We start from the raw sequence: 26,399 nt of genomic DNA on the forward strand, positions 1-26,399 counted from the left end.
GCAAAACGTCTATACGGAATACTACTCGGAGCACTACGCGGAGCACTACGCGGAGCACTGCTCTGAACGCATCCACACGTGCGGGATGCCGTCTTCGTCGTGGATCTCCGAAACCGGCTCGAAGCCGAACGCACCGTAGAACTTCTGCAAATGCGCCTGGGCGTGCAGCCGCATCGGCACGCCCGGCCATTGCCGCGCGATGTGCGCGATCGCGCGTTCGAGCAAGCCATTGCCGAGCTTGATGCCGCGAAAGTTCGGCGACGTCACCACGCGGCCGATGCGTATGTCCGGATCCTGCGCGTCGGGCAGCAGCACCCGCAGATAGCCCGCCAACTCGCGCGCCCCGCCCCGCTCGCCCCAGGCGAACAGATGCCAGGCATCGCCGTCGAGCCCATCGATATCGCCGTACACGCAGTTTTGCTCGACCACGAACACAGCCGAACGCAGCCGGAGCATTTCGTAGACATCGCGCGAAGAAAGCGCATCGAATGCGGTCCATTGCCAGTCGAGTTGTGCCGTCGGCAATGCGGGAGGCTGCGCAATCATGGGATTTCCGTCAGGACTTGCTGAAACGCCGATTATGCCTTGCGGCGCACGCACGGCACAAACTGCACATACGGCGGCCGGCTCCGCAGCGGCTCACTTGCGCCGGCGCGGCGAGTCGAACTTGCGCCAGTACTGAAACGGTTCTTCGTGGAGATCGATATCGAGTTCGACGATGCGCGCCTGCATGCGGTCCTGCGCATCGGCGATCGCACGGTTATAGACGGCAGGCGCGATCTCATCGGGAAAGAAGCCCAACAGGCCGCCCGCAGCGACATTGCCGATCGGCTCGTCCATGTTGGCGTCGAAGTAGCGCTGGATCGACGCAATCGCCGCAGCGCGCGCGTCTTCGGGAAGCTCGATGGGCATGGGAAAGTCCGGAGGAAGCGATGCATCGATTGTGCTCGAACTCGTGGGACGGCACATCATCCGTTTAACCAGGCATCGAATGCGCGGTAGAAAAAAGAAAAGCCACCCGAAGGTGGCTTTTCTTGTCTTACCTGGAGGCGCGAGCCGGAGTCGAACCGGCCTACACGGCTTTGCAGGCCGCTGCATAACCGCTTTGCTATCGCGCCAAAAGCGGACTGTTCGATGTTCCGCGCACACTGCACTGCTTGCGCACACAACTATCGGCCAGATTCTGTGCGGCAGCCGCCTCGTAAAAACGGCCTGCCAAACAAAAGGGGAAGCGCTGCTTCCCCGGAATTCTGGAGCGGGAGACGAGTCTCGAACTCGCGACCTCAACCTTGGCAAGGTTGCGCTCTACCAACTGAGCTACTCCCGCATTTTTACTGCCGAACACTTTTTACTGCTCCGGCGCCTCGTTTTACGTTACTGCCGCACTACCGTAAAACGCCGCCCCTAAAATCTGGAGCGGGAGACGAGTCTCGAACTCGCGACCTCAACCTTGGCAAGGTTGCGCTCTACCAACTGAGCTACTCCCGCATTTTCCTGCTTTGCCGCTGATTTCCTGCTTAACTTCAGCGATCTCCACCGCATCTGCTTCGTTTGCTGCTTGTCGTGCAGCGGAGAAGTGAGATTATGTATAAGCCGCTGAATCGTGTCAACCCCCCTCGGGTGATCTTTTTAAAAAAGATTCGCGGGAAGTCCAGGCTGCGCGGCTTACAGGCTCCCCCGTTCGCGTATCTGCGGCCACGCGAGCTTCATGTAATAGAGCATCGACCAGATCGTCAGCACGGCGGCCACGTAGACGAGCCACGTGCCCCACACGCGCGAGTCGAACAACGTGTGGCCGCCGACCGTCAGCGGCGCATAGAACAGCAGCATGGGGATCGCCACCATCTGGCAGGCCGTCTTGAACTTGCCGAGCTGGTTTACAGCAACACTTTTTGACGCGCCGATCTGCGCCATCCATTCGCGCAGCGCCGAAATGGCGATCTCGCGGCCCACAATCACGAGCGCAATGGCTGCGTCAAGACGTTGCAGGCGCACGAGCACCAGCAGTGCAGCCGTCACCATCAGCTTGTCGGCCACTGGGTCGAGGAACGCGCCGAACGACGAGGTTTGATTCCACTTCCGCGCGAGATAGCCGTCGAACCAGTCGGTGAGCGCCGCGAGCACGAAGATCACCATCGCCGCGATATTCTGGTGTATCGGGCTCAGCATCGTTTCCGGCAGATAAAACACGCCAACCACGAGCGGAATCAGCACAATCCGCAGCCATGTCAGAAGAATTGGAATATTGAACGGCATCGTGTGGCGCAGTCTGTCAGGGGGGAGATTGCAATGATGAGAGATGCAATTGTGCCGCGTCACCGGACCTGCCACAAGCAAACGTAAGGCAACGCGGCGGGTGACGCAGCCGCGAAGTCAACCGTGAAGTCAACTGTGAGCTCAATCGCGGGCTCAATGAAGCTGCTGATAGATCTGTTCGGCAAGCGCGTGCGAGATGCCCTCCACGCTCGCCAGATCCTCCACGCTCGCGGCCATCACGCCGCGCAGGCCGCCAAAGCGCGCGAGCAGGCGTTGACGGCGTTTCGCGCCCACCCCCTCGAGCTCTTCGAGCCGCGAGGTCTGGCGCGTCTTGCCGCGCTTCGCGCGCATGCCGGTAATTGCGAAGCGGTGTGCCTCGTCGCGGATCTGCGCGACCAGCATCAGCGCCGCGCTCTCCTTGCCGAGTTCGAGCGGCGCGCGGCCGTCGGCGAATACAAGGGTCTCGAGACCGACCTTGCGCCCCTCGCCCTTGGCCACGCCCACCAGCATCGCGGGGTCGAGCCCCAGCTCGTCAAACACCTGGCGCGCGATCTCGACCTGGCCTTTGCCGCCATCGATCAGCACGATGTTCGGCAGCGTGCCGCCGGGCGCGGGTGATTGCGCGCCTTCGGGCTGCGCCATGCTGACATCGGCATCCTCAGTACCATCGGTCGCGCCGGACATTGGCGAGACCTGCGCTTCATCACCCGCATCGGCCTCGTTGCGCGCCGATTGCGCAACCATCTTTTCGTAGCGCCGCGTGAGCACCTGGCGCATGGCCGCATAGTCGTCGCCGCCCGTGATGCCGGTGATGTTGTAGCGCCGGTACTCGCCCGACTGCATCTTGTGATGGTGATAGACGACGCACGACGCCTGGGTCGCCTCGCCCATCGTATGGCTGATGTCGAAGCACTCGATGCGCAGATGCGCGAGGTCGTCGAGTTCGAGCCCGAGCATCTGCGCGAGCGTGCGCGTGCGCGCCTGCTGCGATCCTTGCTCCGAAAGCAGGCGTGCGAGCGCAAGCCGGGCGTTCTGCTCGGCCATCGCGAGCCAGGCGCGCTTTTGCCCCTGCGGCTGGCGCAGCAGCGTGACCTTGTGGCCGGCCTGCTCGCTGAGTACGTCGACGAGTTCGCAGTTCGCCGGCGGATGGCTCACCACGAGCACCGGCGGCACGCGGTTGCCGAAGTAATGCTGGGCGATGAACGCGTCGAGCACTTCGGATTCGATGCCCGTCTCGCGCTTGCGGCGCGCGCTTGCACGAGTGGACGCCGTGGAATCGGCGCCCGCCTCGCCTTCCTGCGCCTCGTTCGCGAAATCCGCCGCGAACGCGAGCGGATCGGCCTCGGCGTCTTCGCAGGCAGGCTCGCGCACGTCGCGGCTTTCTTCACGGCTTTCCTCGCCATCCTCGCCAGCATGCGCGCCCGCAGCGGACACCATGGCCTTGCGCGCGAGCGACGGCAACGACTTCAGCGCCGATGCCGCCAGCACGGTCTCGCCGTCGATCTCCTCGGCGACGCCGCCTTCCTCGTCGGTCAGCGCACGTTCGACATGGGTCGGGAAATACGCCTTGTCACCCAGATGCCGGCCGCCGCGCACCATTGCGAGATTCACGCAGACCCGCCCGCCCAGCGCCACCACCGCAAGAATATCGACGTCGCTCTCGCCGCCGGTTTCGATGACTTGTTGATGCAGCACCGTAGCGAGCGAGCTCATCTGATTGCGCACCGCCGCCGCCTGCTCGAACTTCAGCTCGGCTGCGAACGCATGCATCTTGGTCTCCAGCTCCTTCATCACCTCGTTCTGACGGCCGAGCAGAAAGCGCGAAGCGTTGCTCACGTCGCGCGCGTAATCGTCGGCGCTGATCGCGCCCACGCACGGCGCGGTGCAACGCGCGATCTGATGCAGCAGGCACGGCCGGGTGCGGTTGTTGAAGACCGAGTCTTCACAGGTGCGCAGCTGAAACACGCGCTGCAGGATCTGAATGCTCTCGCGCACCGCCGAAGCACTCGGAAACGGCCCGAAGTACTGGTTATTACGATCGACCGCGCCACGGTAGTACGCCATGCGCGGAAACTTGTGACCCGTGAGCTTGAGAAACGGATACGACTTGTCGTCGCGAAAGAGGATGTTGTAGCGCGGCGTCAGCGCCTTGATGAGGTTGTTCTCGAGCAGCAACGCTTCGGCCTCCGAGCGCGTCACCGTGGTCTCGATGCGCGCAATGCGCGTGACCATCATGGCGATGCGCGGCGAAAGCTGCGTCTTCGTGAAGTAGCTCGACACGCGCTTTTTCAGGTCGCGCGCCTTGCCCACGTAGAGCACCGCGCCCTGCACGTCGTAATAGCGATACACGCCGGGCAAATGCGGGAGCTGTGCCAGGACCTCTTTCGGGTCGAAAACGTCGGGATCGGTGGAAGCGGTCATCCAGTCTGGGGGCGTGGGGGGCGTGGGGTGGCGTCGGCCGGCAGGCCGCGCCGCCTGCGCGACGCCATCATGCGGGTGTCTTAGAATCGCAAGTTTAGATCATTCCGCGCGCGGGCCGAGCCCGTCGGCTTCGGTGGCCGGTATGGCCTCGATGGCCGTGCTTGCGGCCCCCGCACCTGCCCCCACCTCCGTCATGCCACACAGCAAACGTCCCGCAGCAAGCAGCCAACGCGACGCGGCAGCAGATGCAGCCAAGTCAGCTACAGAATCAGCAGCCACAGCGCGCATCGCCTGCGACATCTTTTGCGCCGTGATCGACAATTTCGGCGACATCGGCGTGTGCTGGCGCCTCGCGCGCCAGCTTGCGCACGAGCACGGCTGGGAAGTGCGCATCTTCGTCGATGATCTGCATGCGTTCCAGAAGCTGTGTCCCGCGCTCGATCCCGGGCGGGCGACGCAGATCGTCGAAGATGTCGTGATCGAACACTGGCACGAGCCCGAGCACGCCGGCGAGACGCTCCAGATCGCCGACGTGGTGATCGAAGCGTTCGCCTGCGAACTGCCGGGCGTCTATATGGCCGCGATGGCGCAGCGCGAGCGCACGCCCGTGTGGCTGAATCTCGAATACCTGAGCGCCGAAGACTGGGTCGCCGATTTCCATCTGCGCCCCTCGCCGCATCCGCGCTACCCGCTGCTCAAGCACTTCTTTTTCCCGGGCCTCGGCCCCGGCACCGGCGGCGTGCTCAAGGAGCGCGACCTGGATGCGGCGCGCGCTGCGTTCGAACGCTCGGACGACGCGCGCGCCGCGTGGTGGCAAAACGCCACCGGCGGCCCGCCGCCCGGTCCGCAAGCCACGGTGATCTCGCTCTTCGCTTACGAAAACCCCGCCGTCGACGCACTGCTCGAGCAATGGTGCAATAGTCCGACGTCGATCGTGCTGCTCGTGCCGCAGGGCCGCATCTCCGGCGCGCTTGCGCGTTTTTTCGGCGTCGCGTCGTTCGACGCCCACGCACGCGCCGAGCGCGGGTCGCTGCGCGCGTATGGCCTCGCCTTCACAGAGCAGCGCGGCTACGACGCGCTGCTATGGGTCAGCGACCTCAATTTCGTGCGCGGCGAGGATTCGTTCGTGCGTGCGCAATGGGCCGCCCGGCCGTTCGTCTGGCAGATCTACCCGCAGGGGGACGACGCCCATCTGCCCAAGCTCGATGCGGCGCTCGAACACTATGCGCGCACGCTCGACGAAGCGCCGCGCAACGCGCTCGCGCGCTTCTGGCACGCCTGGAACGGCAACGACGCCCATGCGGTCGGTGGCGCGGACCGGACGCCCAACGCCGTCGACGCACCCCCGCAGATTCCACTGCCCTCACCCGACTGGCGCGATTTTGCGCAATATTTGCCCGAGTTCAAGGCCCGGGCGCAGGCATGGTCGAGCGAACTGGCGCAAGCCGGCGATCTCGGCGGAAATCTAGCCGAATTCGCAAAAACTCAGTTAAAATAAGCGGTTACCCGACGGCACCCGTCTCAAGCGCTTCGATTTTCGTTCCCCCAGTTATCAAGGGGACACACCATTCGAACCGCTTGCGACGTTTGCCGTCGCGCACACTCGAAGCTATTTAATCTGGACAGGACTGTTTTTTATTATGAAGACCGCACAGGAACTCCGCGTCGGTAACGTCGTGATGATTGGCAACGACGCCATGGTCGTGCAGAAGGCCGAGTACAACAAATCGGGCCGCAACGCCGCCGTCGTGAAGATGAAGTTCAAGAACCTGCTGACCGGCGCGGGCATGGAAACCGTGTACAAGGCTGACGACAAATTCGACGTCGTCGTGCTCGATCGCAAGGAAGTGACGTACTCGTATTTCGCCGACCCGATGTACGTGTTCATGGACGCCGACTACAACCAGTACGAAGTCGAAGGCGAGATGATGGGCGACGCCCTGCACTACCTCGAAGACGGCATGGCTTGCGAAGTCGTGTTCTACAACGAGAAGGCCATCTCGGTCGAACTGCCGACCGTGCTCGTGCGCGAAATCATCTATACGGAACCGGCCGTCAAGGGCGACACGTCGTCGGGCAAGGTCCTGAAGAACGCCAAGCTGAACACTGGTTTCGAACTGCAAGTGCCGCTCTTCTGCAACATCGGCGACAAGATCGAAATCGACACGCGTACGAACGAGTACCGCAGCCGCGCCTGACGCGTTCGCCTGCGACGTGCGAGTGTATCCGCAACGTTTTGGCTAGCGCACGCAACGCCATCTCGACGCATGGCGAATGCAAAAAATAAAAGCGCCCCGTGGGGCGCTTTTTCTTTTTTTCACGAACGTGTATGTTTGTGACTACATGGGAAATCCTTACCGGTTTATTCAGGGACGCAAATCACGCGCATCTCGCAGCGGTAAGGCACAGCACTCATGGCACGGTTTCTGCTGGTTCTTTTTGAGATGCTCTCGCGATGGCGCAGCCCGCGAACGTCGCCTCTCTCTGGACCGCGAAAAACACACAATGAATAACGACATTGCTGCATGCAAGCCGTGGCCAGGCAGGGCCTGGAACATCCGGAGCAAGCTCGTGGACGACGCGCTCATGAAGCTCGAACAGCGAAGCGCACGGACCACACCACGGATCGGCACGGATCGATTGACGGATGAAGCGGCTCGCGGCACGGTCGCTGCGGCGCTCGACGAGGCAGCTTGCTTGCAGCATGGGGGTAGTACGGCTTGAGCGTTGCACGTTGCAGCGGGCTCGCGCATCGCCGCGCGCCTGCCGTCAATCTGGGAGGACCGGAACTGAACAACATACTTCGAGACATCTCGGTGATCTCCGTGAAATCACCTGTATCGTGCCGCGCTGCAGTACGCCGCCACGTCGCGCCTGCTCGCCGCCAGCCGGGCATGCGCGCAAGCGTGCCCGCCCGGCACACCCGCGCTCATCCGTAAGCCGCTTCCACCATGCCACACGCCCTGATTGTCGAAGACGATCCCAACAGCCTGTCCGGCCTCTCGGCCATCCTGGCCGCCGACGGCTTTTCCGTCGATACCGCGGCCACGCTCGCCGATGCGCGCGCGGCTTTGGCACGCTTCATCCCCGACGTCGTGCTCGTCGACCTGAACCTACCCGACGGCGGCGGCCTCGAGCTGCTGCCTCACCTGCCCGCCCAGCCGCCCGGCGGCGCGTTGCCCGTGATCGTCATGACCGGCAATGCGACCGTCGAAAGCGCGATCGAAGGGCTGCGCCACGGCATCTGGGACTACCTGCTCAAGCCCGTCAATATTCCGCGCCTGCGTAGCCTGCTAGCACGCATTCCGCGCCCATACGAGCTAACCGAGGAAGTCCGCGCGCTGCGTGCAATGCTGCGCGAACTCGGCCGCTTCGGCCCGATGGTGGGCCGCAGCAACGCGATCCAGCACGTCTACGACGCGCTCGAACAACTCGCGCCCACCGAATCGGCGATCCTCGTGCACGGCGAAGCCGGTACCGGCAAGGAAGTGGCGGCGCGCACGCTGCATCAACTGAGCCGCCGCCGCAAGGGGCCGTTCATCGTCTGCGACGCACATGCGCGAGCGGCCGAAGCCGCCGCCGGGCGCCCGCTCGCGAGCCTGCTCTTCGGCCACGAGCGCGGTGCGTTCAACGGCGCGGAGCAGCGCGAGCCCGGTCTCGTCGATCAGGCGAGCGGCGGCACGCTCTTTATCGACGAACTTACCGCGTTGCCGCGCGCCGAACAGCAAGTGCTGCTGCGCGCGCTCGATTCGCAGACCTTCATGCGCGTGGGCGGCAACAGCGAAGTGGGCACCGATTTCCGCCTCATTGCCGCCACGCGCGCGGTGCCGCGCGACGCAGTCCGGCAGGGCCTGCTGCACGAGGATCTGTGGATGCGTCTCGATGCGGCGTCGGTGCAATTGCCACCGCTGCGCGAGCGTGAAGACGACGCGGCGCTGCTCGCCGCAGCGCGTATCGACGAACTCAATCTCGAAGCGCACGCACGCGGCCTTACCGGCACGACCCGGCTTGTCGCACCCACCTTCCTGCGCGAGTGCCTTACCTACGACTGGCCCGGCAATGTGCGCGAGTTACACGAGCGCGTGGAGCGCGCGTGGCATGCATCCGGCGACATCCTCGAAACCTTGCAAGCCGAGGAAACCAGCGGCGTCTCGCCGCGCGAAGTCAACGGCGGCCGCGTGCAGGTCACGGTCGGCACGCCGCTCGCCGACGTCGAGGAAATGCTGATCCGCGCCACGCTCGACGCCGTGGGCGGCACGCGCCATCGTGCAGCGTCGCTCCTCGGCATCAGCCCGAAAACGCTTTACAACAAGCTTCAGCGCATGCGGCTGAACTGACGCCCGCGACGTTTCTGACGCACGAAAAGAACGGCGGCCCTTTGAATTCACTTCGAATTCGAAGGGCCGCCGTTTCGTTTTTGGGAGCCGTGCGCGCGCGCCGTGTTACGTAACGCGTGACATGCGACCGCCCGCGCGAGCGACGCTCAAGGCAACACGGTACGCAACAACGCCTGTGCGGACAGATAGGCCGGATCGGCCACGAGCTTGTTCCAGCGCAGCGCCTTGCCGCGCGGACGCAGCCGCCTGATGCGTTTCGCCGACGCCTGCGCTTCGCGCGTAGGCTCGGCGGTGCGCAGCGCGTCGAGCACCTTCTCCGCCTCGTGCGGCTGGTTGCAGATCAGCACCATGTCGCAGCCCGCCTCGATCGCCGCCCGAGCGCCCTCGGTCAGCGTGCCGCCCTGGCGCGCGGCCTCCATCGAGAGATCGTCGCTGAAGATCGCACCCGTGAAGCGCAGGCGCTCGCGCAGAATCTCCTGCACCCAGATGCGCGAGAAGCCAGCCGGCTTCGAGTCGACCTTCGGATAGATCACGTGACCCGGCATGGCAGCCGCGAGCGAGAGGCCGAGCCAGTCATACGGCTGCGCGTCCTCGCCGAGAATCGACTCGAGCGGGCGGTCATCCACCGGCACCGCGACGTGCGAGTCCGCAGTCGCGAAGCCGTGACCCGGAAAATGCTTGCCGCAGTTCGCCATGCCCGCGAGCGCGAGACCGTGATTAAGGCTCTTGGCGAGCAGCGCGACGACACGCGGGTCGCGATGGAACGCGCGGTCGCCCACCACCTTCGACTGACCGTAGCCGAGATCGAGCACGGGCGTGAAGCTCAAGTCGATGCCGCAGGCGCGCAGCTCGCTCGCCAGGATATAGCCGACCGACGTGGCCAGCTTGGTGGCGAGCAGCACGTCCTTGTCCCACAGCGCGCCGATGCGCCCCATCGCGGGCAGCACCGTGAAGCCATCGGTGCGAAAACGCTGCACGCGGCCGCCCTCGTGGTCGACGGCGATCAGCAGGTCCTCGCGCACCGCGCGGATGGCGTCCGTGAGCGCGACGAGCTGCGCGCGGTTTTCGTAGTGGCGCGCGAACAGGATCACACCGCCGGTTGAGGGATGCGCGAGACGACGGATGTCGTCGTCATTGAGCGTCGTGCCGACCACGTCGAGCATGACCGGTCCGGGAATTCTCTTCATCGATCGATCTGGCGTTGAATGGGCATGAAATAACCGCGCGCGGCGTCTGCCGGGCGCGGCGTGATTGAAAATCAGCGCATCGGCTGATCGGCGGGGTGACCCGTTTCAGCGACCACGAATGAGACCGCGTAGTCCTGTTCGTCGGTAATCGAGACCTGCGTGGTGATGCCGCGCGCCTGAAGCCATTGCGCGAGCTCGCCCGAGGCCACCATGTACGGCTTGCCGCCGGGCGCGTTGAGCGTCTGCACGGCGCGCCAGGTCATCGGCATGTGGATGCCGAGGCCGATGGCTTTCGAGAATGCTTCCTTCGCGGAAAACCGCGTGCACAAATAGGCGAGCCCGCGCTTTTCCGAACGCGCCTTGCGCGCTTCATAAACCGCGAGTTCGTCGGGGCCGAGCACGCGCTGCGCAAAGCGCCCGTTGGTGCGCTCCATGACGGCCGCAACGCGGCTCACCTGGATGATGTCGGTACCGATGCCGTAAATCGCCATGCATTCCTCGTCGCCGGGAGGGCCAATGAGCGGGTCAATCAGATCGTGGTCACGCACGCGTCGCGGCAAGACGTGCCGCAACCATGATCGCCTTCATCTCGCGCACCGCGTTCTCCCAGCCCGCGAAGATCGCCTGCGCGACGATCGCGTGACCGATGTTGAGCTCGTGAATGCCGTCGATGGCGGCGATCTGCTGCACGTTCGTGTAGTGCAGCCCGTGACCCGCGTTCACCTTCAGCCCGAGGCCGATGCCGCAATTCACGCCCAGCACCACGCGCTCGAACTCGCGCTGCTGCTCGGCGGCCGCGTGCGCTTCGGCATAGCGGCCCGTGTGCAGCTCGATCACAGGCGCGCCGGTTTCGTGCGCTGCGCGAATCTGCGTCTCGTCCGGGTCGATGAAGAGCGACACGCGGATGCCCGCATCGGCCAGTTGCCGGCAAGCAGCGGCCACAGCATCGAATTGCCCTGCCACGTCGAGGCCGCCTTCAGTGGTCAATTCGGCGCGCTTCTCGGGCACGAGGCAGACATCTTGCGGCTTGATCTCGCACGCGATGTCGAGCATCTCGGCCGTGACCGCGCATTCGAGGTTCATGCGCGTCTTGAGCAGTGGACGCAGCTTGCGCACATCGGCATCAACGATATGCCGGCGATCCTCGCGCAGATGCAGCGTGATGACATCGGCGCCCGCTTCTTCGGCAAGCAGCGCCGCGCGGATCGGGTCAGGGTAAGCGGTGCCGCGAGCGTTGCGCAGCGTGGCGACGTGATCGATATTGACGCCGAGGTCGATCACATTAGGCGAAGTAAGGAAGAAGCTCATAGATTCTGCAGGTCGATCAGGATCTGGCGCGTCGCAAGCGGCGTGCCGCCAAGGTAAGTGTGCAACAGGAAACGCATCAGCGCCTTACTCTGCGCGACGGTCTGGGGTCGATGGTAATCGTCCTCTTCCATATCGAGCAACGTCTGGCCGGAAAGCACGGGCCATAGCGCCGGCCATTCGTCGGAGGCCTCGCGCACGCCGCGCTCGGGATCGAACACGTAGCGCCCCTCGGCCACCACGGCCTTGCGGTTCACCGTGCGGTTGAGCGCGAGCGCATAGCCAGTCTCGCGCAGCAGCACGCGCTCGAACGAGCGCAGGACCTGCACGGGCGGCTCGTCGTGCGCGAGGCGCGTCATCGTCACGACGTAGTGGCGAAACAGCGGCGGATGAGGATCTTCGCGCGCGCAGAACTTCACGAGCAGCTCGTTGACGTAGAAGCCGCACAGCAGCGCGTCGCCGGCCAGCGGCAGCATGCCGCCCACCCATTCGGCGCCGGTGAGCGTGCGCACTTCGCCCTTGCCGGTCCACGAAAGCGTGAGCGGCTGGAAGGTTTGCAGCACGCCGCGCAGCGCCGAGTGCGGACGCTTGGCGCCCTTCGCAACGAGCGCGACGCGGCCGTGATCGCGCGTGAGCACGTCGATGATGAGGCTAGTTTCGCGCCAGGGATAGCTGTGCAGCACGAATGCGGGTTGCTCGGCGACGCGGTAATCGGGCGTCGCGCTGCGCGGCGCGCGCGGCAAGGTGGAACGTGCGCTGGTCTTGCGCGAGGTGCGCGATGAAGGGCCGCGCTCGAGCGTGACATCAGCGCCTTCGGCCAGTTCGCCGTGCGCCGCGGACGACGACTTGCGCGCGCCACGCGCGGGCGGGCGCACCGCGCGCGCGCGATCGCCGTCGGACGACGCGAAGTCGGCGTCGTCGGCGTTCATGCCCGCCTCGGGTGCGGGCCAGTCGTCGTTCAGGGTTCGGGCTGCGCCGTCATTCATCCTGGCACCTGCGCCTCGCACTCGCAGCGGGTCACTCGTAACCGTAAGCGCGCAGGCCGGCCTCGTTGTCGGCCCAGCCGCTCTTTACCTTCACGAAGGTCTCGAGATAGACCGGACCGTCAAACAGCTTCTCCATGTCGAGACGCGCCTCGGTGCTGATCTGCTTGAGCTTGCTGCCCTTCTGGCCGATCACCATGGCCTTCTGGGTGTCACGCTCGACGAGGATTGTCGCAAAGATGCGGCGCAGGCGCCCTTCCTGCTCGAACTTGTCGATGAGCACGGTGCTTGTGTACGGCAGTTCGTCGCCAGTCCAGCGGAATACTTTTTCGCGCAGGATCTCGGCGGCGAGAAAGCGTTCGCTGCGATCGGTGAGATCGTCTTCGCCATAGATCGGCTCGCCTTCGGGCAGATACGGCTTGAGCGTTTCAAGCAGGCGCTTGATGTCGTCGGGATTCCTGGCCGAGAGCGGAACGATCTCGCGGAACTCGCGCAGCTTCTGCACGCCCTCGATGAACGGATAGAGCGTGGCCTTGTCGGTCACACGGTCGATCTTGTTGGCGATCAGGATCGTGGGCGCGTTCGGCGGAATCAGGTCGAGCACCTTTTGGTCGTCGGGGCCGAACTTGCCGGCTTCGATCACGAATAGCACCGCATCGACGGAGCTGAGCGTCGAGGTGACGGCGCGGTTGAGCGAACGGTTGAGCGCGGTGCTGTGGCGCGTCTGGAAACCCGGTGTGTCGACGAAAACGTACTGCGCGTCTTCGACCGTATTGATGCCGGTGATGCGATGGCGCGTGGTCTGCGCCTTGCGCGACGTGATGCTGATCTTCTGGCCGACCAGCGCGTTCATCAGCGTGGACTTGCCGACATTCGGACGGCCGACGATCGCGACCATGCCGCAGCGGAAACCGGCAGGAGTGGAAGTGGGTGCGTTCATGATCGGACCGGAGTAATGAAGCAAAGAAAGCGGAGCGGGAACAGGGCGCGCGCGGTTCAAACGCCGCGCGCCCGGGTTGAATCAGTGGCCGGCATCGGCGGCCCGCACGGGCACCGCTGCGCCGAGTTCGGCGGCGGAGCCCGCAGATGACCCGCCAGTCGAGCCTGCCGTTGATGAACCGTTCGATGTGCTGGACGGCGCGCCCGGTGACGGATCGTCTCCCGCGCCGGTCGTGCCGTTGCTGGGCTGTACGTCGCGGCTGCGCGCCGAGCGTGGCGCAATCGAACTAGCGGACGGCACAGCGTCGAATTTATCGGCAGGCTTGTCGGCCGACTTCTCCACGGAGGCGCGTTCGCCCTTCTCCGCACCGCGCTCCTGCACGTGCGCCGCGCGAATCACCGCGAGCGGCGCGGCCGGCGTCGCAGCGCTTGCAGCCGTGCGTTCGCCCGACTCCTCGCCCGCCGTGGCGGGATGGTGGGTGGCGGGATGGTGGGTGGCGGCGCCTGAACGCTCGCCGCGCGCACGACGCTCAGGCGTTCGCAGATCGAGCGCGCCCTGCACGCCCGTCACGCCGGGCACGACCTCGAGTTCGGCTTTGGGCGCGCGGGCGCCTTTCGAGCGGCGCGGCTTGGCGACCAGCGCGGGCGCGGCGGCCATCACCTCGTCGAGCGCCTTCTTCGCGGCGGCCTGCTCCGCCGCGCGGCGGCTTGCGCCCGAACCCGACACCTTCACGTCGAGCTTGGGCACCGTGCATTCGACTTCGAACTGCTGATTGTGCGCCGCACCATGCGTGGCGACCACGGTATAGGTCGGCAGCGCGATCTTATGACCCTGCAGATACTCCTGCAGCAGCGTCTTGGAATCCTTGCCGAGCGTACGCGGATCGATATGGTCGAGGATCGGGATATAGAGACGCTTGATGACCGTCTGGGCGGCGTCGAAGCCGCCGTCGAGAAAGATCGCGCCAAAGATGGCTTCAAGCGCATCGGCCAGAATCGAAGGCCGGCGGAAGCCGCCGCTGCGCAGTTCGCCCTCGCCGAGACGCAAGCCGTCGGCAATATTGAGGGCCTGAGCAATTTCGTAAAGCGATTGTTGCTTGACCAGATTCGCGCGCACGCGCGAGAGGTCGCCTTCGTCCAGCTTGCTAAAACGTTGGAACAATAGGGCCGCCACCGCGCAATTCAGAACCGAATCACCGAGGAATTCGAGGCGTTCGTTATGCGTGGCACTGTGACTGCGGTGGGTCAAAGCCTGGCGCAATAATTCCGCATTGCGAAATTCGTAGCGCAAACGGCTTTCCAACGGAGATAGGGGCATGGGGAGAGTATAACGCGCCCGCCGGCCCCGGCGAAAACGCCGGCCGGCGGGCGAAAAACCGTGATGAAGCGACGTTACCGGCGGTTCTTCAAGTAGCGCACGAAGATGCGCTGCGAATCAGGTGCAAGTCGCGTGCATTTTGCACGTACGCAGCGCACATCAAACGCGCATTACTCGAAAGAGCCGATGCGCTTCAAGCTGCTGAAGTTCATCCAGATAAAGAACGCGCGGCCAACGATGTTGGCGTCGGGCACGAAACCCCAGTAGCGGCTGTCCGCGCTGTTGTCGCGGTTATCGCCCATCATGAAGTAATGTCCCGGGGGCACCTTGCAGATCACGCCGCGTGCGTTGTACTGGCAATTGTCGCGATACGGATAATCTTCCGCACCGACGATGAACGGCGGCACAGCGGGATTATTGAGGATGTTGTTCTTGCGGCCGCCGAGGTCTTCGGTGAACTGCTTCGCGTAGCCGATGCGCTCTTCGTCGAAGTAATCGGCTTGCGGCGTTTCAGGCACCGGCTTGCCGTTGATCGTGAGCTGCTTGTCCTGATAGGCAACCACGTCGCCCGGCAGACCGATCACGCGCTTGATGTAGTCGACCGACTCGTCCTTCGGATAGCGGAACACCACCACGTCGCCGCGCTGGAGCGCGCGGCCCTGGGTGATCTTCGTGTTGGTGATCGGCAGACGCAGTCCGTAATCGAATTTGTTCACGAGGATGAAGTCGCCCACAAGCAGCGTGGGCACCATCGAACCCGACGGAATCTTGAACGGCTCGACGACGAACGAGCGCACGAAGAACACGATCAAAATTACGGGAAAGAAGCTCGCCGTGTATTCGAGCCACCACGGCTGGCGTAGCTTTTCGTTGCGCAGGTTCTGACGCGTCGCGGGCGCGTTCTCGTCGGCGAAGCGCTCGCCAATGCGTGCCTGCTGCCGGTCGAATTCGGCGATCGCCGCATCGGCGGCAAGGCGCCGGCGCGGCATGAACACCAGCTTGTCTGCAACCCACGCGATACCCGTCAAAACGACGAGCACAAAAAGAATCAGCGCAAAATTCATGGAAAGGTCCGTTGTTCTGCTTGTCTGCCCAGCTTATTTGTCTTCGACCCGGAGGATCGCGAGGAACGCCTCCTGCGGAATTTCCACAGAGCCAACCTGCTTCATCCGCTTCTTGCCTTCCTTCTGCTTTTCGAGCAGCTTCTTCTTGCGCGTGATGTCGCCGCCGTAGCACTTGGCCAGCACATTCTTGCGCAGCGCCTTGATGTTCTCGCGCGCGATGATGTGCGCGCCAATGGCCGCCTGAATCGCCACGTCGTACATCTGGCGCGGGATGATCTCGCGCATCTTCGCCGCCACTTCGCGGCCGCGATACTGCGACTGCGAGCGGTGCACGATGATCGACAATGCATCGACCTTGTCGCCGTTGATCAGCATGTCGACCTTCACGACATCCGAGCTGCGGTACTCCTTGAACTCGTAGTCCATCGACGCATAGCCGCGCGACACCGACTTCAGGCGATCGAAGAAGTCGAGCACAATTTCGGCCATCGGAATTTCGTAGGTGAGCTGCACCTGACGGCCGTGGTACTGCATGTTGATCTGGTTGCCGCGCTTTTGCGTACAGAGCGTGATGACCGAACCCACGTAGTCCTGCGGCATGTACAGATTCACGGTCACGATCGGCTCGCGGATTTCCGCGATCTTCGAAGGCTCCGGCATCTTCGCCGGGTTCTCGACCATGATCTGCGTGCCGTCGGCCTGCACGACCTCATACACCACGGTAGGCGCCGTGGTGATGAGGTCCATGTCGAACTCGCGCTCGAGACGCTCCTGCACGATCTCCATGTGCAACAGGCCAAGAAAGCCGCAGCGGAAACCGAAGCCCAGCGCCTGCGAGACTTCGGGCTCGTACTGGAGCGAGGCGTCGTTGAGCTTGAGCTTTTCGAGCGATTCGCGCAGCGCGTCGTACTGGTTCGCCTCGACCGGATAGAGGCCCGCGAACACCTGCGGCTTCACTTCCTTGAAGCCCGGCAGCGGCTCGGCGGCCGGCTTGGTCGCGTGCGTGACGGTGTCGCCCACCTTGGTGGCGGCGAGCTCCTTGATGCCCGCAATGATGAAGCCCACCTGCCCCGCCGAGAGCGATTCCAGGTTGCGCGACTTCGGCGAGAACACGCCCACGTGCTCGACCGGGTACTGCGCGCCGGTGGCCATGAGCTTGATCTTGTCCTTCGGCCGCAGCGTGCCGTTGACGATGCGCACGAGCATCACCACGCCCACGTAGTTGTCAAACCACGAGTCGATGATGAGCGCCTGCAGCGGCGCCTCGGGATCGCCCTTGGGCGGCGGCACCTTGGCGATGAGCGCTTCGAGCACATCGTCCACGCCGATGCCGGTCTTCGCGCTGCAACGCGTGGCGTCGGTAGCGTCGATGCCGATCACGTCCTCGATCTCTTCGATGGCGTTTTCGGGGTTGGCAGCGGGCAGGTCGATCTTGTTGAGCACCGGCACCACTTCCACGCCAAGCTCGATCGCCGTGTAGCAGTTCGCCACGGTCTGCGCTTCCACGCCCTGGCTTGCGTCCACGACGAGCAGCGCGCCTTCGCACGCCGAAAGCGAGCGGCTGACTTCGTACGAGAAGTCGACGTGCCCCGGAGTGTCGATCAGGTTCAGGTTGTAGACCTTGCCATCACGCGCCTTGTACGAGAGCGCGGCGGTCTGCGCCTTGATCGTGATGCCGCGCTCGCGCTCGAGATCCATCGAGTCGAGCACCTGCGATTCCATTTCGCGGTCGGACAAGCCGCCGCACAACTGGATGATGCGATCGGCGAGCGTCGACTTGCCATGGTCGATGTGCGCAATGATCGAGAAGTTACGAATATGATCCATTCAGTGCCGATCAAGCGAAAAAGGCGCGCCCCAACGAAAGCTGGACACGCCTTGTAAACAGATGAAAAAACGATCTATTTTAGCCGAAAAGGGGACCGCCCGGCGAACCGTGCGGTAAGTCACGATGTGTCACGGCGCAGCGACGCCCTGTGACGCGCCATCGGGCGCCGCGGCGCCCACGCCCAACGCGGCGCGCACGCGTGCCTCGTCGAGCCGGTAATGACACAGTTCGACGCCGTCACAGACCAGCACGGGCACGAGTTCGTCGTAACGCGACTGCAGTGCGGGGTCGGAATCGACATCGATCACCTCGATGTGCGCCCCCGCCGCTGCCGCCAGCGGCTCCAGTGCCGCACGCATGTCCTCGCATAGATGACACCACGCACGGCCATAAAGCACGAGATGCGCCCCCGTGCACGAACCTGTCACGGTCTGGTTCCGGAAAGGGGCGCTCATCGCTTACTTCTGCCCCGGATTGCGCGGGCGCAGCGGCACGAACTGCGTGTTGTCGCCGCGACGCACGAGGATTGCCACCAACTTCTGCGAGTCGAGCCGCGACGTGACTTCCAGGAACTGCTTCGCGCTCGTGATATCCGTGTCACCCACGCGCAGGATGATGTCGCCCTTCTGCAAGCCCGCACGCGCGGCCGGGCCATCCACCGAGTCCACCATCACGCCGCCCTTGATCTTGAGCTGGCTCATCTGGTCGGCGGTCAGGTCCGTCACGGAAAGACCGAGCGCATTCGCCGCGCGCGGCTTCGGCTCCGGCGTCTTGCGCTGATCAGCCTTCGTGCTCTTGTCCGGCTGCAACTCGGCCACGGTGATCGGCAAATCGCGCGTCGCGCCCTTGCGCCAGATCGTGATGGCCGAGCGCGTGCCCGGCTTGGTATCGCCGACCATGCGCGGCAGGTCGGTAGCCGCCTCGACGGTCTGGCCGTTGAACTTCTGGATGATGTCGCCCGGCTGGATACCAGCCTTGTCGGCCGGGCCGCCTGGCTCGACGCTCGACACCAGCGCACCCTGCGCCTTCGGCAGACCAAGCGAATCGGCCACGTCCTTGGTCACCTCGCCGATCGCTACCGCAATCCTGCCGCGTGTGACCTTGCCCGTGGCCTTGAGCTGATCGGCCACGCGCATCGCCTCATCGATCGGGATCGCGAACGAAATACCCATGAAGCCGCCGGTGCGGCTATAGATCTGCGAGTTGATGCCGATCACCTCGCCCTGCATGTTGATGAGCGGGCCGCCCGAGTTGCCGGGATTCACGGCCACGTCGGTCTGAATGAACGGCAGATAGTCGCCCGTATCGCGGCCTTTCGCGCTCACGATGCCCGCCGTCACGGTGTTTTCGAGCCCGAACGGCGAGCCGATCGCGAGCACCCACTCGCCCACGCGTACCTTGTTCGAATCGCCGATGGTAATGGCCGGCAGATTGCTGGCCTGGATCTTCACGACCGCCACGTCGGTGCGGTCGTCCACGCCGATCAGCCTGGCCTTGAACTCGCGCTTGTCGGTGAGCGTGACGTAGATGCTGTCCGCGTCGTCGACGACGTGCGCGTTGGTCATCACGTAGCCGTCGTTCGTCATGATGAAGCCCGAGCCCACGCCGCTGCTCTGCTCGGTATCGTTGCCGCTATCCGGTCCGGAGTCCTGCCCGCCGCCCTGGCCACCACCTTGACCGCCGCGCGGCGACTGGCCGCCCTGCGGCCCCTGGGGCACGGGAATGCCGAAGAAGCGCCGGAAAAATTCCGACATGTCGCCGTTGTCCATTCCCGGCGGCAGACCGCGCTGCGAGAGCGTCACGCGCGTGGTGGTGCGAATGTTGACGACGGAAGGCCCCACCTTGTCCACGAGATCGGTGAAGTCCGGCAGATTGGCGGCAGGCGCCGCCGATGCCGTAAGCGAGGCGAACGGCAGGCACGCCGCCAACACCGCGGCCGCGAAGAATTTGCGCAGCGGGAGGATCGTCATATCGAAATCGGCCGTAGCAGTTACTTGGGAGCCTTGTATTCTATGGCAGACGCGAATTGCTGCAACGTGGTCTGGGGCACCTCGCCAAGCAAAGTGATCCAGTAGTCCCCGCTGCGCTTCACGAGCACATGGGTCGCGCCGCTGCTACCCGAGCCTTCCTTGCGACTGTTGTGCTCGACCGGTTCGACAAACACGGAGACGGCCGAAAGCCCATCGGAAAACACGGCCTGATCGACGGGAATGGGCGGCTCGTTGGCGTCGCGGGCGGCCATCGGGCGACGCACTTCGCGAATCATGCGAAAGCCCGGCACGGTCTGCGCGAAGGTCCAGCCTTGCGCCTGCATGTCAACCGTTTGCAGCGGCGCACGTACGACCGTCCAGCCAGCGGTATTGCGCATACCGGACGCGATCGGCGCCTTGTCCACCGGCACACCGATGCTCACCTGCGTAAAGGAAAGCTGCTGGAGCACCTGGCCATTCGACGGGTCGAGCGTCTGCGCGCGCAGCAGCAGGCCCGTTTTCGCATCGACCCAAAGCTTGTAGGCAAAGCGCCAGGCGTCCTTCGGACTGAGCTCGATCACGCTGCTGTCGATGCCCGCCACACGGTCGCTGCCGAGCATTTTCGGCTCATAGACGGCGAGCACCTGCTCACCATTCGTAGCGAGCAATGCCGGGAAGGCTTCCTTGTTCTGGCGTTTTTCGACGACACACAGCTTGCGCTCGGGCACGAATGTGTAGAGATCGTCGTTGTGGCGCAGCATTTTGCGCGGCTTGCCGTCGAGGCTCTCGAGCTGCTCGTACTCGCCGTCACTCCTCGTGGCGTAGTGCGTGATGCGCGAGGACTGCACGTACGCGCCGCGCTGGTAGACGAAGGTGCCCGTGTAGTTCAGCTGCTGAGCAGCCCGCTGGATGCGGTCGAGCCACTGCACGGCGCTCTGGCGCGCGGCCGGATCTGCCGTGGAGGCAGCCGACGCGCCTTGCGCGTGTGCGTGCGTGGCGGCAGACAGTGCGGTGAACATTACGGCTGCACAGCACAGCAATGCCGGCAACCGCCCCGAGATCGTCGTTTTATTGAACCGCGCTATCTGCATCAGACTTTATTGGCCTTGCGTGGTAAGGGCGGCAGACCGGATGAACGGCATGGAATCCGACATGACCGGTTGCTGCGCGAACTGCTGGTGCGCTTCGAGATATTCGTCCAGACGCGCATCGCGGATGATGTTGCCGTCCTGCATGGCGGCGGCCGTCTGCACCGGCACGGTATTCATGGCCACGCGCTGCACATTGTCGCCAGCGGATTGCACAGAGGCGATCTGCGGCGCGCCGGCCATGCCGACGCCGCGCATCTGTGGCATGACGATCCACGTGAGCGTGGCGGCCGCGGCGGCCACGGCCAGCGAAGGCACGACGCGGCGGCGCAACGCGAGAATGCGCGAGACGCGACCGGCATGCGCGGCGGATTGTGCCGACGCCGGCAAAGCCGCCGGCGCGAGTACGTGCGGCTCGGCCTCGAAACGCGCGGCAAAGCCCGCCATGAACGACTGGCTCGCAGCCGGGCTCATCGCCAGGTCGTCGGAGCGCAGCACGTCGCCGATCAGGTGATAGCTCGACCAGGCCTTGCGGCCTTCTTCATCGAGCCCCGAAAGAATAGCGTTCAGATGCTGTTCATCGCCGGCCATTTCGCCGTCGACGAAGGCGGACAGTTGCTCGCCGCGCGAGCTAGACACCGATTGCATCGAAACCGACCCCATGATGCTCCCCATTTTCTTACAGAGCCCCGTAGTGACACACACCCACATCCAGTGTATTGCGTCCGTGCCCGGCGCAGTGCTGGCGTGCTACCAGCGCTTGCCTTCCGGTGTGTCCAGCAGCGGACGCAATTTTGCCGCAATGGCTTCGCGAGCCCGGAAAATTCTCGATCTGACGGTGCCGATCGGGCAGCCCATCATCTCGGCGATTTCCTCGTAGCTCAAACCCTCAATTTCCCGAAGAGTAATGGCGGTGCGCAGTTCTTCCGGTAAAACCGCCATGGCAGCGTTGACCGTCTCGGCGATCTGCTTGCTCATCAACATCGACTCGGGCGTGTTGATATCCCTTAGTTGATCGGCGTCCGAGAAAGTTTCCGCTTCTTCTGCATCTGCTTCGGTGGATGTGGGGGCGCGTCTTCCCTGGGTCGCAAGGTAGTTCTTCGCCGTGTTGACAGCAATTCGGTACAACCACGTATAGAAAGCCGATTCGCCACGAAACTGCGGCAGTGCCCGATACGCCTTGATAAAGGCGTCCTGTGCCACGTCTTCGACCTCGGCGGGATCCCGCACGAGGCGCGAGATCAGGCGGATGATCTTGCGGTGGTACTTGGAGACCAGCAGTTCGAACGCAGCCTTGTCGCCTTTTTGCACGCGCTCGACCAGCAACTGATCTATTTCTTTTTCGCTCACCTGAAAAATCCGTTAGCTCATTGAAGTGGACGCGGGGGCACCATTGTAGCGTTACCGCCACGCCGCCACGTTACACGCGTAACAGCCGTTACAGTCGTTACCGCGCTCTGGCAGACGCAGCACAAGACCGGCTGCGCTGGCGCAGCCAAAAACAATGCAGGCAATGCGGAAAAATGCGGGTACGCGAAACCGTCAAAACGCCGACCGCCGCGCAAGCGCGATGGCGCTTGAAGGCATTAACGGCCGGATGCGCCGCGCGCACTCACTGCGAGGATGCGGAAGATCTCGGCATCGAGAGAGTCGGCGGCCAGGAGCAGCGTCTTGCGGCGTCCGCCCTCTTCCACCACGAGCGCGAGGAGCGCTGCGCCCCATTGCGAAGCGCCGAGCAGGCGTCCATCGACGAGCTGCGCCCCGCTGCGCGCAAATGCAGCGAAACGATCGGCCCCGATTTCAACGAAGGCTGGCTGCGCACGGCGCCATGCCTGGAAAGCGAGCATCCCGGCCGCGCCCAGCGCGAACGCCGGCGGCAAAGCGCGCCACGCACCAAGCCAGGGCGCGAGCGTCGTGAAAAACGCGGTAGTTGCAATCAGCACGCCGGCAAGCAGCAGCGCTTGCAGTGCCCGGGACGGGCGCAAGGCGATGCGCGGCGCACGCGTGCGCCGCGCATCGAAAGAGGTGTTGCGGCCGGCCGGCGCATGCAACTGCACCAGCGCGGCCGCCGTGTCGCGCGAGGCGATCACATCGGGCTCACATGCCGCTTTTGGCAGCAGTTCAAGCGAAGCGCTTGAAAACGAGCGTGCCGTTCGTGCCGCCGAAGCCGAACGAGTTCTTCAGCGCGACGTCGATCTTCATGTCCCGCGCGGTGTTCGCACAGTAGTCCAGGTCGCATGCCGGATCCTGGTTGAAGATGTTGATCGTCGGCGGCGACACCTGGTGGTGCACGGCCAGCACCGAGAACACCGACTCCAGGCCGCCCGCGCCGCCCAGCAGGTGGCCGGTCATCGACTTGGTCGAGTTGACGACGATGTCTTTCGCGTGATCACCGAACGCGCGCTTGATCGCGGTGGTTTCCGCAATGTCGCCGAGCGGAGTCGAGGTGCCGTGCGCGTTCACCCAGTTCACTTCGTTCGGGTTCACGCCTGCGTTACGCATCGCGTACTGCATGCAGCGGCGCGCGCCGTCACCGTCTTCGAGCGGAGCGGTCATGTGATACGCATCGCCGCTCATCCCGTAGCCGCCGACTTCTGCATAGATCTTCGCGCCGCGCTTCTTCGCGTGCTCGTACTCTTCGAGGATCATCACGCCGGCGCCTTCGCCCAGCACGAAGCCGTCGCGGTCCTTGTCCCACGGGCGGCTCGCCGTTGCCGGATCGTCGTTGCGCTGCGAGAGCGCGCGCGCCGCCGCGAAGCCGCCGATGCCGAGCGGCGAGACGGTCGATTCCGCACCGCCCGCGATCATCACGTCGGCGTCGCCGTACTCGATCAGACGCGAGGCCTCGCCGATGCAATGCAGGCCGGTCGTGCAGGCCGTGACCATTGCAAGGTTCGGGCCTTTGATGCCGTACCTGATCGACAGATGGCCGGAGATCATGTTGATGATCGAGGCCGGCACGAAGAACGGCGAAATACGGCGCGGGCCGCGGTTGAGCAGCTCCGTTTGCGTCACTTCGATCATGGGCAGGCCACCGATGCCCGAGCCCACCACCACGCCTACGCGCTCGGCATTCTCTTCGGTGATCTCGAAGCCGCTGTCCTGCATCGCCTGGACGCCCGCAGCAATGCCGTAATGGATAAACGTATCCATGTGACGTGCTTCTTTCGCCGGCATGTAATCTTCGACGTTGAAGCCTTTCACTTCGCCGGCAAAACGGGTCGAGAAGTTCGTAGCGTCGAACTTCGTGATGTTGGCGATGCCGGACTTCCCGGCGACCAGATTGGCCCACCCGTCGGCAACATTATTGCCAACAGGCGAAATCAGCCCCAGGCCTGTAACAACAACTCGACGACGGCTCACGGTAACCCCTTTTCCATAGATGACAAAACAAAAGCCACAGAGGCCACAGGAAATGCTCCTGTGAGCCCTGTGGCTAGTTGACCGGCCGATGCCCCGCAGCAGGTGCGACGGGCGTTCGCGGTTTCACGCGCAAGCATCCTCGCGGACCGCTAGCGTGCAACTCGCGTGCGCGCGCCGGCCCGGGCAAGGAACAGGCGCTTAGGCCTTGACGTTCGCGCGAGCGTAGTCGATCGCTTGCTGAACCGTCGTGATCTTCTCGGCTTCCTCGTCGGGGATTTCCATGCCGAATTCGTCTTCGAGAGCCATCACCAGTTCCACGGTGTCGAGCGAGTCTGCACCCAGATCGTTCACGAACGAAGCTTCGTTCTTGATTTCAGCTTCGGCGACGCCCAGTTGCTCGGCGACGATCTTCTTGACGCGCTGTTCGATGTTGTCCATTACCCCTCCAAGGGAAAAAAGTGAGCTCATAAATGCGAGTGCGCGCATTTTATCAGGTTTGACCTGGCTGAAAAGCGGCGCTCGCGGTTCCGGAACGGCTATTCGCGCACGCGCTCAGGCGAGTTATTCGCCGAAGCGCATCAAGGCGCGGATAGTACCCGAATCCGGTTAAGACATATACATCCCGCCATTTACGTGCAATGTAGTGCCCGTGATATAGCCCGCCTGCGGCGATGCGAGAAAGACCACCGCATGTGCGATGTCTTCCGGGCTGCCCAGACGGCCCAGCGGGATCTGCTGCTGGAGCGCGGCCTGCTGCTCGGCAGGCAGATCCTTGGTCATGTCGGTGTCGATGAAGCCCGGCGCCACGCAGTTCACCGTGATGCCGCGGCTGCCGATCTCGCGCGCGAGCGCGCGCGTCATGCCCGCGACGCCGGCCTTGGCCGCCGCGTAGTTGGCCTGGCCCGGGTTGCCCGACGAGCCGACCACCGACGTAATGTTGATGATGCGGCCGGCGCGCGCCTTCATCATCGGGCGCAGCACGGCGCGCGAGAGGCGGAACACCGACTTCAGGTTGGTGTCGAGCACCGCGTCCCACTCGTCGTCCTTCATGCGCATCGCCAGGTTGTCCTGCGTGATGCCGGCATTGTTGACGAGAATCGCGAGGCCGCCGAACTCCTTGACCGTCGCGTCGATGAGCGCTTCGGCCGCCGCCGCGTCGTTGACGTTGAGCACCACGCCGCGGCCCTTCACGCCCGCAGCTTCGAAAGCGGCGGTAATGGCCTGCGCGCCGGCTTCGCTCGTTGCGGTGCCGATCACCGTCGCGCCCTGGCGCGCCAGTCCCAGCGCAATGGCCCGGCCGATGCCGCGCGAAGCGCCGGTCACGATCGCGGCCTGATTGTCGAGAGTTTTTTCCATCGTTCGAATCCGTTGCGTTTGATACTTTTCGATGCGGCGGCTTAAGCCTTGAGGAGCGCGAGCGCTTCGTCGAGCGACTTCGGATCGGCCACCGAGGCGCCGGCCAGATTGCCGTCGATACGCTTGGTGAGGCCCGCCAGCACCTTGCCGGGACCGCACTCGATCACATGCGTCGCACCCTGGGCGGCGATCGCCTTGACGCACTCGACCCAGCGCACCGGACCGGCGGCCTGGCGCACGAGCGCCTCGCGAATCTTCGCGGGATCGGTTTCGAAGGCCACGTCAACGTTGTTCACGACCGGGATGGCCGGCGCATTGAGCGTGACGTTCGCGAGATATTCGCGCAGCTGGTCCGAAGCGGGCTTGAGCAGCGACGAATGGAACGGCGCCGAAACCGGCAGCGGCAATGCACGCTTGGCGCCCCTGGCCTTGGCGATTTCGCAGGCCTTTTCGACCGCGCCCTTGTGGCCGGCGATCACGACCTGCGCCGGCGCATTGAAGTTGACCGCCTCGACCACGCCGCCGCTTACCGCTGCGGCTTCCGTGCAAACCGCGCGCACGGTGTCGTCGTCGAGACCGAGCACGGCGGCCATGCCGCCCTCGCCCACCGGCACTGCGCTTTGCATCGCCTGTGCGCGAAAGCGCACGAGCGGCACGGCGTCGCGGAACGCAAGCACGCCCGCAGCCACGAGCGCCGTGTATTCGCCCAGGCTATGGCCCGCGACGATCGCCGGCGCCGGGCCACCCGCCGCTTGCCACGCGCGATAAACGGCGTAAGCGGCGGTGAGCATAACCGGCTGCGTGTTGGTGGTGAGATTGAGTTCGTCGGCAGGGCCTTCGGCGATCAGCTTGCCGAGATCCTGATCGAGTGCATCGGACGCTTCCTTGAGCGTCTCGCGCACGATGGCGTTGTCACCGAAGGCGTCGAGCATGCCAACGGCCTGCGAGCCTTGTCCTGGAAAAACGAACGCAAATTTCATAACG

General features: G+C 64.2%; 25 protein-coding genes and 3 tRNA genes. 3 read left to right on the forward strand and 25 right to left on the reverse strand.

Features of this window, described 5'->3' with window-relative positions; all coding sequences use genetic code 11:
* Positions 1-45: 45 nt before the first annotated feature.
* From P5W98_RS09750 to uvrC, 7 genes are all read right to left on the reverse strand, one after another.
* A complete protein-coding gene (locus P5W98_RS09750; protein ID WP_421024358.1) occupies positions 46-546 on the reverse strand; it encodes a GNAT family N-acetyltransferase in 501 nt (166 codons plus the stop codon).
* Positions 547-639: 93 nt separating this feature from the next.
* Positions 640-912 (reverse strand): DUF2164 domain-containing protein, encoded by a 273-nt coding sequence (locus P5W98_RS09755; protein WP_421024359.1) that lies wholly within the window; start codon positions 910-912, stop codon positions 640-642.
* Positions 913-1,044: 132 nt separating this feature from the next.
* Positions 1,045-1,118, reverse strand: a tRNA-Cys gene (locus P5W98_RS09760).
* Positions 1,119-1,251: 133 nt separating this feature from the next.
* A tRNA-Gly gene (locus tag P5W98_RS09765) sits at positions 1,252-1,327 on the reverse strand.
* Between the two features lie 85 nt (positions 1,328-1,412).
* Positions 1,413-1,488 (reverse strand) — tRNA-Gly (locus tag P5W98_RS09770).
* Between the two features lie 177 nt (positions 1,489-1,665).
* On the reverse strand, positions 1,666-2,256 hold the full coding sequence (pgsA, locus tag P5W98_RS09775) for a CDP-diacylglycerol--glycerol-3-phosphate 3-phosphatidyltransferase (protein WP_421024360.1): 591 nt from the start codon (positions 2,254-2,256) through the stop codon (positions 1,666-1,668).
* Positions 2,257-2,409: 153 nt separating this feature from the next.
* The gene (gene uvrC / locus P5W98_RS09780) at positions 2,410-4,677 is read right to left on the reverse strand and encodes an excinuclease ABC subunit UvrC (protein WP_421024361.1); all 2,268 of its coding nucleotides are present in this window, start codon (positions 4,675-4,677) and stop codon (positions 2,410-2,412) included.
* Positions 4,678-4,870: 193 nt separating this feature from the next.
* On the opposite strand from uvrC, the gene earP reads away from it, so the two are divergent.
* The 3 genes from earP (at position 4,871) to P5W98_RS09795 (ending at position 9,014) form a co-directional block, all read left to right on the forward strand.
* Entirely contained in the window at positions 4,871-6,175 is a 1,305-nt protein-coding gene (gene earP / locus P5W98_RS09785; protein WP_421024362.1) for an elongation factor P maturation arginine rhamnosyltransferase EarP, read from the forward strand.
* A 142-nt stretch (positions 6,176-6,317) separates the two neighbouring features.
* Positions 6,318-6,875 carry an elongation factor P gene (efp, locus tag P5W98_RS09790; RefSeq protein WP_421024363.1) on the forward strand — a complete coding sequence of 186 codons (558 nt, stop codon included), beginning with the start codon at positions 6,318-6,320 and terminating at the stop codon, positions 6,873-6,875.
* A 753-nt stretch (positions 6,876-7,628) separates the two neighbouring features.
* Entirely contained in the window at positions 7,629-9,014 is a 1,386-nt protein-coding gene (locus tag P5W98_RS09795; protein WP_421024365.1) for a sigma-54-dependent transcriptional regulator, read from the forward strand.
* A 146-nt stretch (positions 9,015-9,160) separates the two neighbouring features.
* Here P5W98_RS09795 and nagZ read toward each other — a convergent pair whose 3' ends face one another.
* From nagZ to fabD, 18 genes are all read right to left on the reverse strand, one after another.
* Complete coding sequence (gene nagZ, locus P5W98_RS09800) at positions 9,161-10,201, reverse strand: beta-N-acetylhexosaminidase (RefSeq protein WP_421024366.1); 1,041 nt, start codon at positions 10,199-10,201, stop codon at positions 9,161-9,163.
* Positions 10,202-10,272: 71 nt separating this feature from the next.
* Positions 10,273-10,692: a holo-ACP synthase gene (gene acpS / locus P5W98_RS09805; protein WP_421024367.1), complete on the reverse strand. Its 420-nt coding sequence runs from the start codon at positions 10,690-10,692 to the stop codon at positions 10,273-10,275.
* Between the two features lie 49 nt (positions 10,693-10,741).
* The gene (gene pdxJ / locus P5W98_RS09810; RefSeq protein ID WP_421024368.1) at positions 10,742-11,509 is read right to left on the reverse strand and encodes a pyridoxine 5'-phosphate synthase; all 768 of its coding nucleotides are present in this window, start codon (positions 11,507-11,509) and stop codon (positions 10,742-10,744) included.
* Positions 11,506-12,492 (reverse strand): DNA repair protein RecO, encoded by a 987-nt coding sequence (recO, locus tag P5W98_RS09815; protein ID WP_421024369.1) that lies wholly within the window; start codon positions 12,490-12,492, stop codon positions 11,506-11,508. The genes pdxJ and recO overlap by 4 nt, the downstream gene beginning before the upstream one ends.
* Positions 12,493-12,523: 31 nt before the next feature.
* A complete protein-coding gene (gene era, locus P5W98_RS09820) occupies positions 12,524-13,429 on the reverse strand; it encodes a GTPase Era (RefSeq protein ID WP_035523058.1) in 906 nt (301 codons plus the stop codon).
* Between the two features lie 81 nt (positions 13,430-13,510).
* Positions 13,511-14,746 (reverse strand): ribonuclease III, encoded by a 1,236-nt coding sequence (gene rnc / locus P5W98_RS09825; protein ID WP_421024370.1) that lies wholly within the window; start codon positions 14,744-14,746, stop codon positions 13,511-13,513.
* Positions 14,747-14,916: 170 nt separating this feature from the next.
* A complete protein-coding gene (lepB, locus tag P5W98_RS09830; protein ID WP_421024371.1) occupies positions 14,917-15,810 on the reverse strand; it encodes a signal peptidase I in 894 nt (297 codons plus the stop codon).
* 33 nt (positions 15,811-15,843) lie between these two features.
* On the reverse strand, positions 15,844-17,637 hold the full coding sequence (gene lepA, locus P5W98_RS09835; RefSeq protein WP_421024372.1) for a translation elongation factor 4: 1,794 nt from the start codon (positions 17,635-17,637) through the stop codon (positions 15,844-15,846).
* A gap of 129 nt (positions 17,638-17,766) precedes the next feature.
* The gene (locus tag P5W98_RS09840) at positions 17,767-18,093 is read right to left on the reverse strand and encodes a glutaredoxin family protein (protein ID WP_421024373.1); all 327 of its coding nucleotides are present in this window, start codon (positions 18,091-18,093) and stop codon (positions 17,767-17,769) included.
* A gap of 3 nt (positions 18,094-18,096) precedes the next feature.
* Positions 18,097-19,608, reverse strand: a complete 1,512-nt coding sequence (locus P5W98_RS09845) for a DegQ family serine endoprotease (protein WP_421024374.1) — start codon at positions 19,606-19,608, stop codon at positions 18,097-18,099.
* A 20-nt stretch (positions 19,609-19,628) separates the two neighbouring features.
* Positions 19,629-20,699 carry a MucB/RseB C-terminal domain-containing protein gene (locus tag P5W98_RS09850; protein ID WP_421024375.1) on the reverse strand — a complete coding sequence of 357 codons (1,071 nt, stop codon included), beginning with the start codon at positions 20,697-20,699 and terminating at the stop codon, positions 19,629-19,631.
* A gap of 6 nt (positions 20,700-20,705) precedes the next feature.
* Complete coding sequence (locus P5W98_RS09855) at positions 20,706-21,359, reverse strand: sigma-E factor negative regulatory protein (RefSeq protein ID WP_421024376.1); 654 nt, start codon at positions 21,357-21,359, stop codon at positions 20,706-20,708.
* Between the two features lie 87 nt (positions 21,360-21,446).
* The gene (rpoE, locus tag P5W98_RS09860) at positions 21,447-22,046 is read right to left on the reverse strand and encodes an RNA polymerase sigma factor RpoE (RefSeq protein ID WP_035522669.1); all 600 of its coding nucleotides are present in this window, start codon (positions 22,044-22,046) and stop codon (positions 21,447-21,449) included.
* Between the two features lie 236 nt (positions 22,047-22,282).
* Positions 22,283-22,786: a protein YgfX gene (locus P5W98_RS09865; protein WP_421024377.1), complete on the reverse strand. Its 504-nt coding sequence runs from the start codon at positions 22,784-22,786 to the stop codon at positions 22,283-22,285.
* 31 nt (positions 22,787-22,817) lie between these two features.
* On the reverse strand, positions 22,818-24,059 hold the full coding sequence (fabF, locus tag P5W98_RS09870; RefSeq protein WP_421024378.1) for a beta-ketoacyl-ACP synthase II: 1,242 nt from the start codon (positions 24,057-24,059) through the stop codon (positions 22,818-22,820).
* A gap of 198 nt (positions 24,060-24,257) precedes the next feature.
* The gene (acpP, locus tag P5W98_RS09875; RefSeq protein WP_004197638.1) at positions 24,258-24,497 is read right to left on the reverse strand and encodes an acyl carrier protein; all 240 of its coding nucleotides are present in this window, start codon (positions 24,495-24,497) and stop codon (positions 24,258-24,260) included.
* A gap of 168 nt (positions 24,498-24,665) precedes the next feature.
* Complete coding sequence (gene fabG / locus P5W98_RS09880; RefSeq protein ID WP_129562453.1) at positions 24,666-25,415, reverse strand: 3-oxoacyl-ACP reductase FabG; 750 nt, start codon at positions 25,413-25,415, stop codon at positions 24,666-24,668.
* A gap of 41 nt (positions 25,416-25,456) precedes the next feature.
* Complete coding sequence (gene fabD / locus P5W98_RS09885; RefSeq protein WP_421024379.1) at positions 25,457-26,395, reverse strand: ACP S-malonyltransferase; 939 nt, start codon at positions 26,393-26,395, stop codon at positions 25,457-25,459.
* Positions 26,396-26,399 lie beyond the last annotated feature (4 nt).

It is taken from the genome of Paraburkholderia sp. A1BS-2L, assembly GCF_051125205.1.
GTDB lineage: Bacteria > Pseudomonadota > Gammaproteobacteria > Burkholderiales > Burkholderiaceae > Paraburkholderia.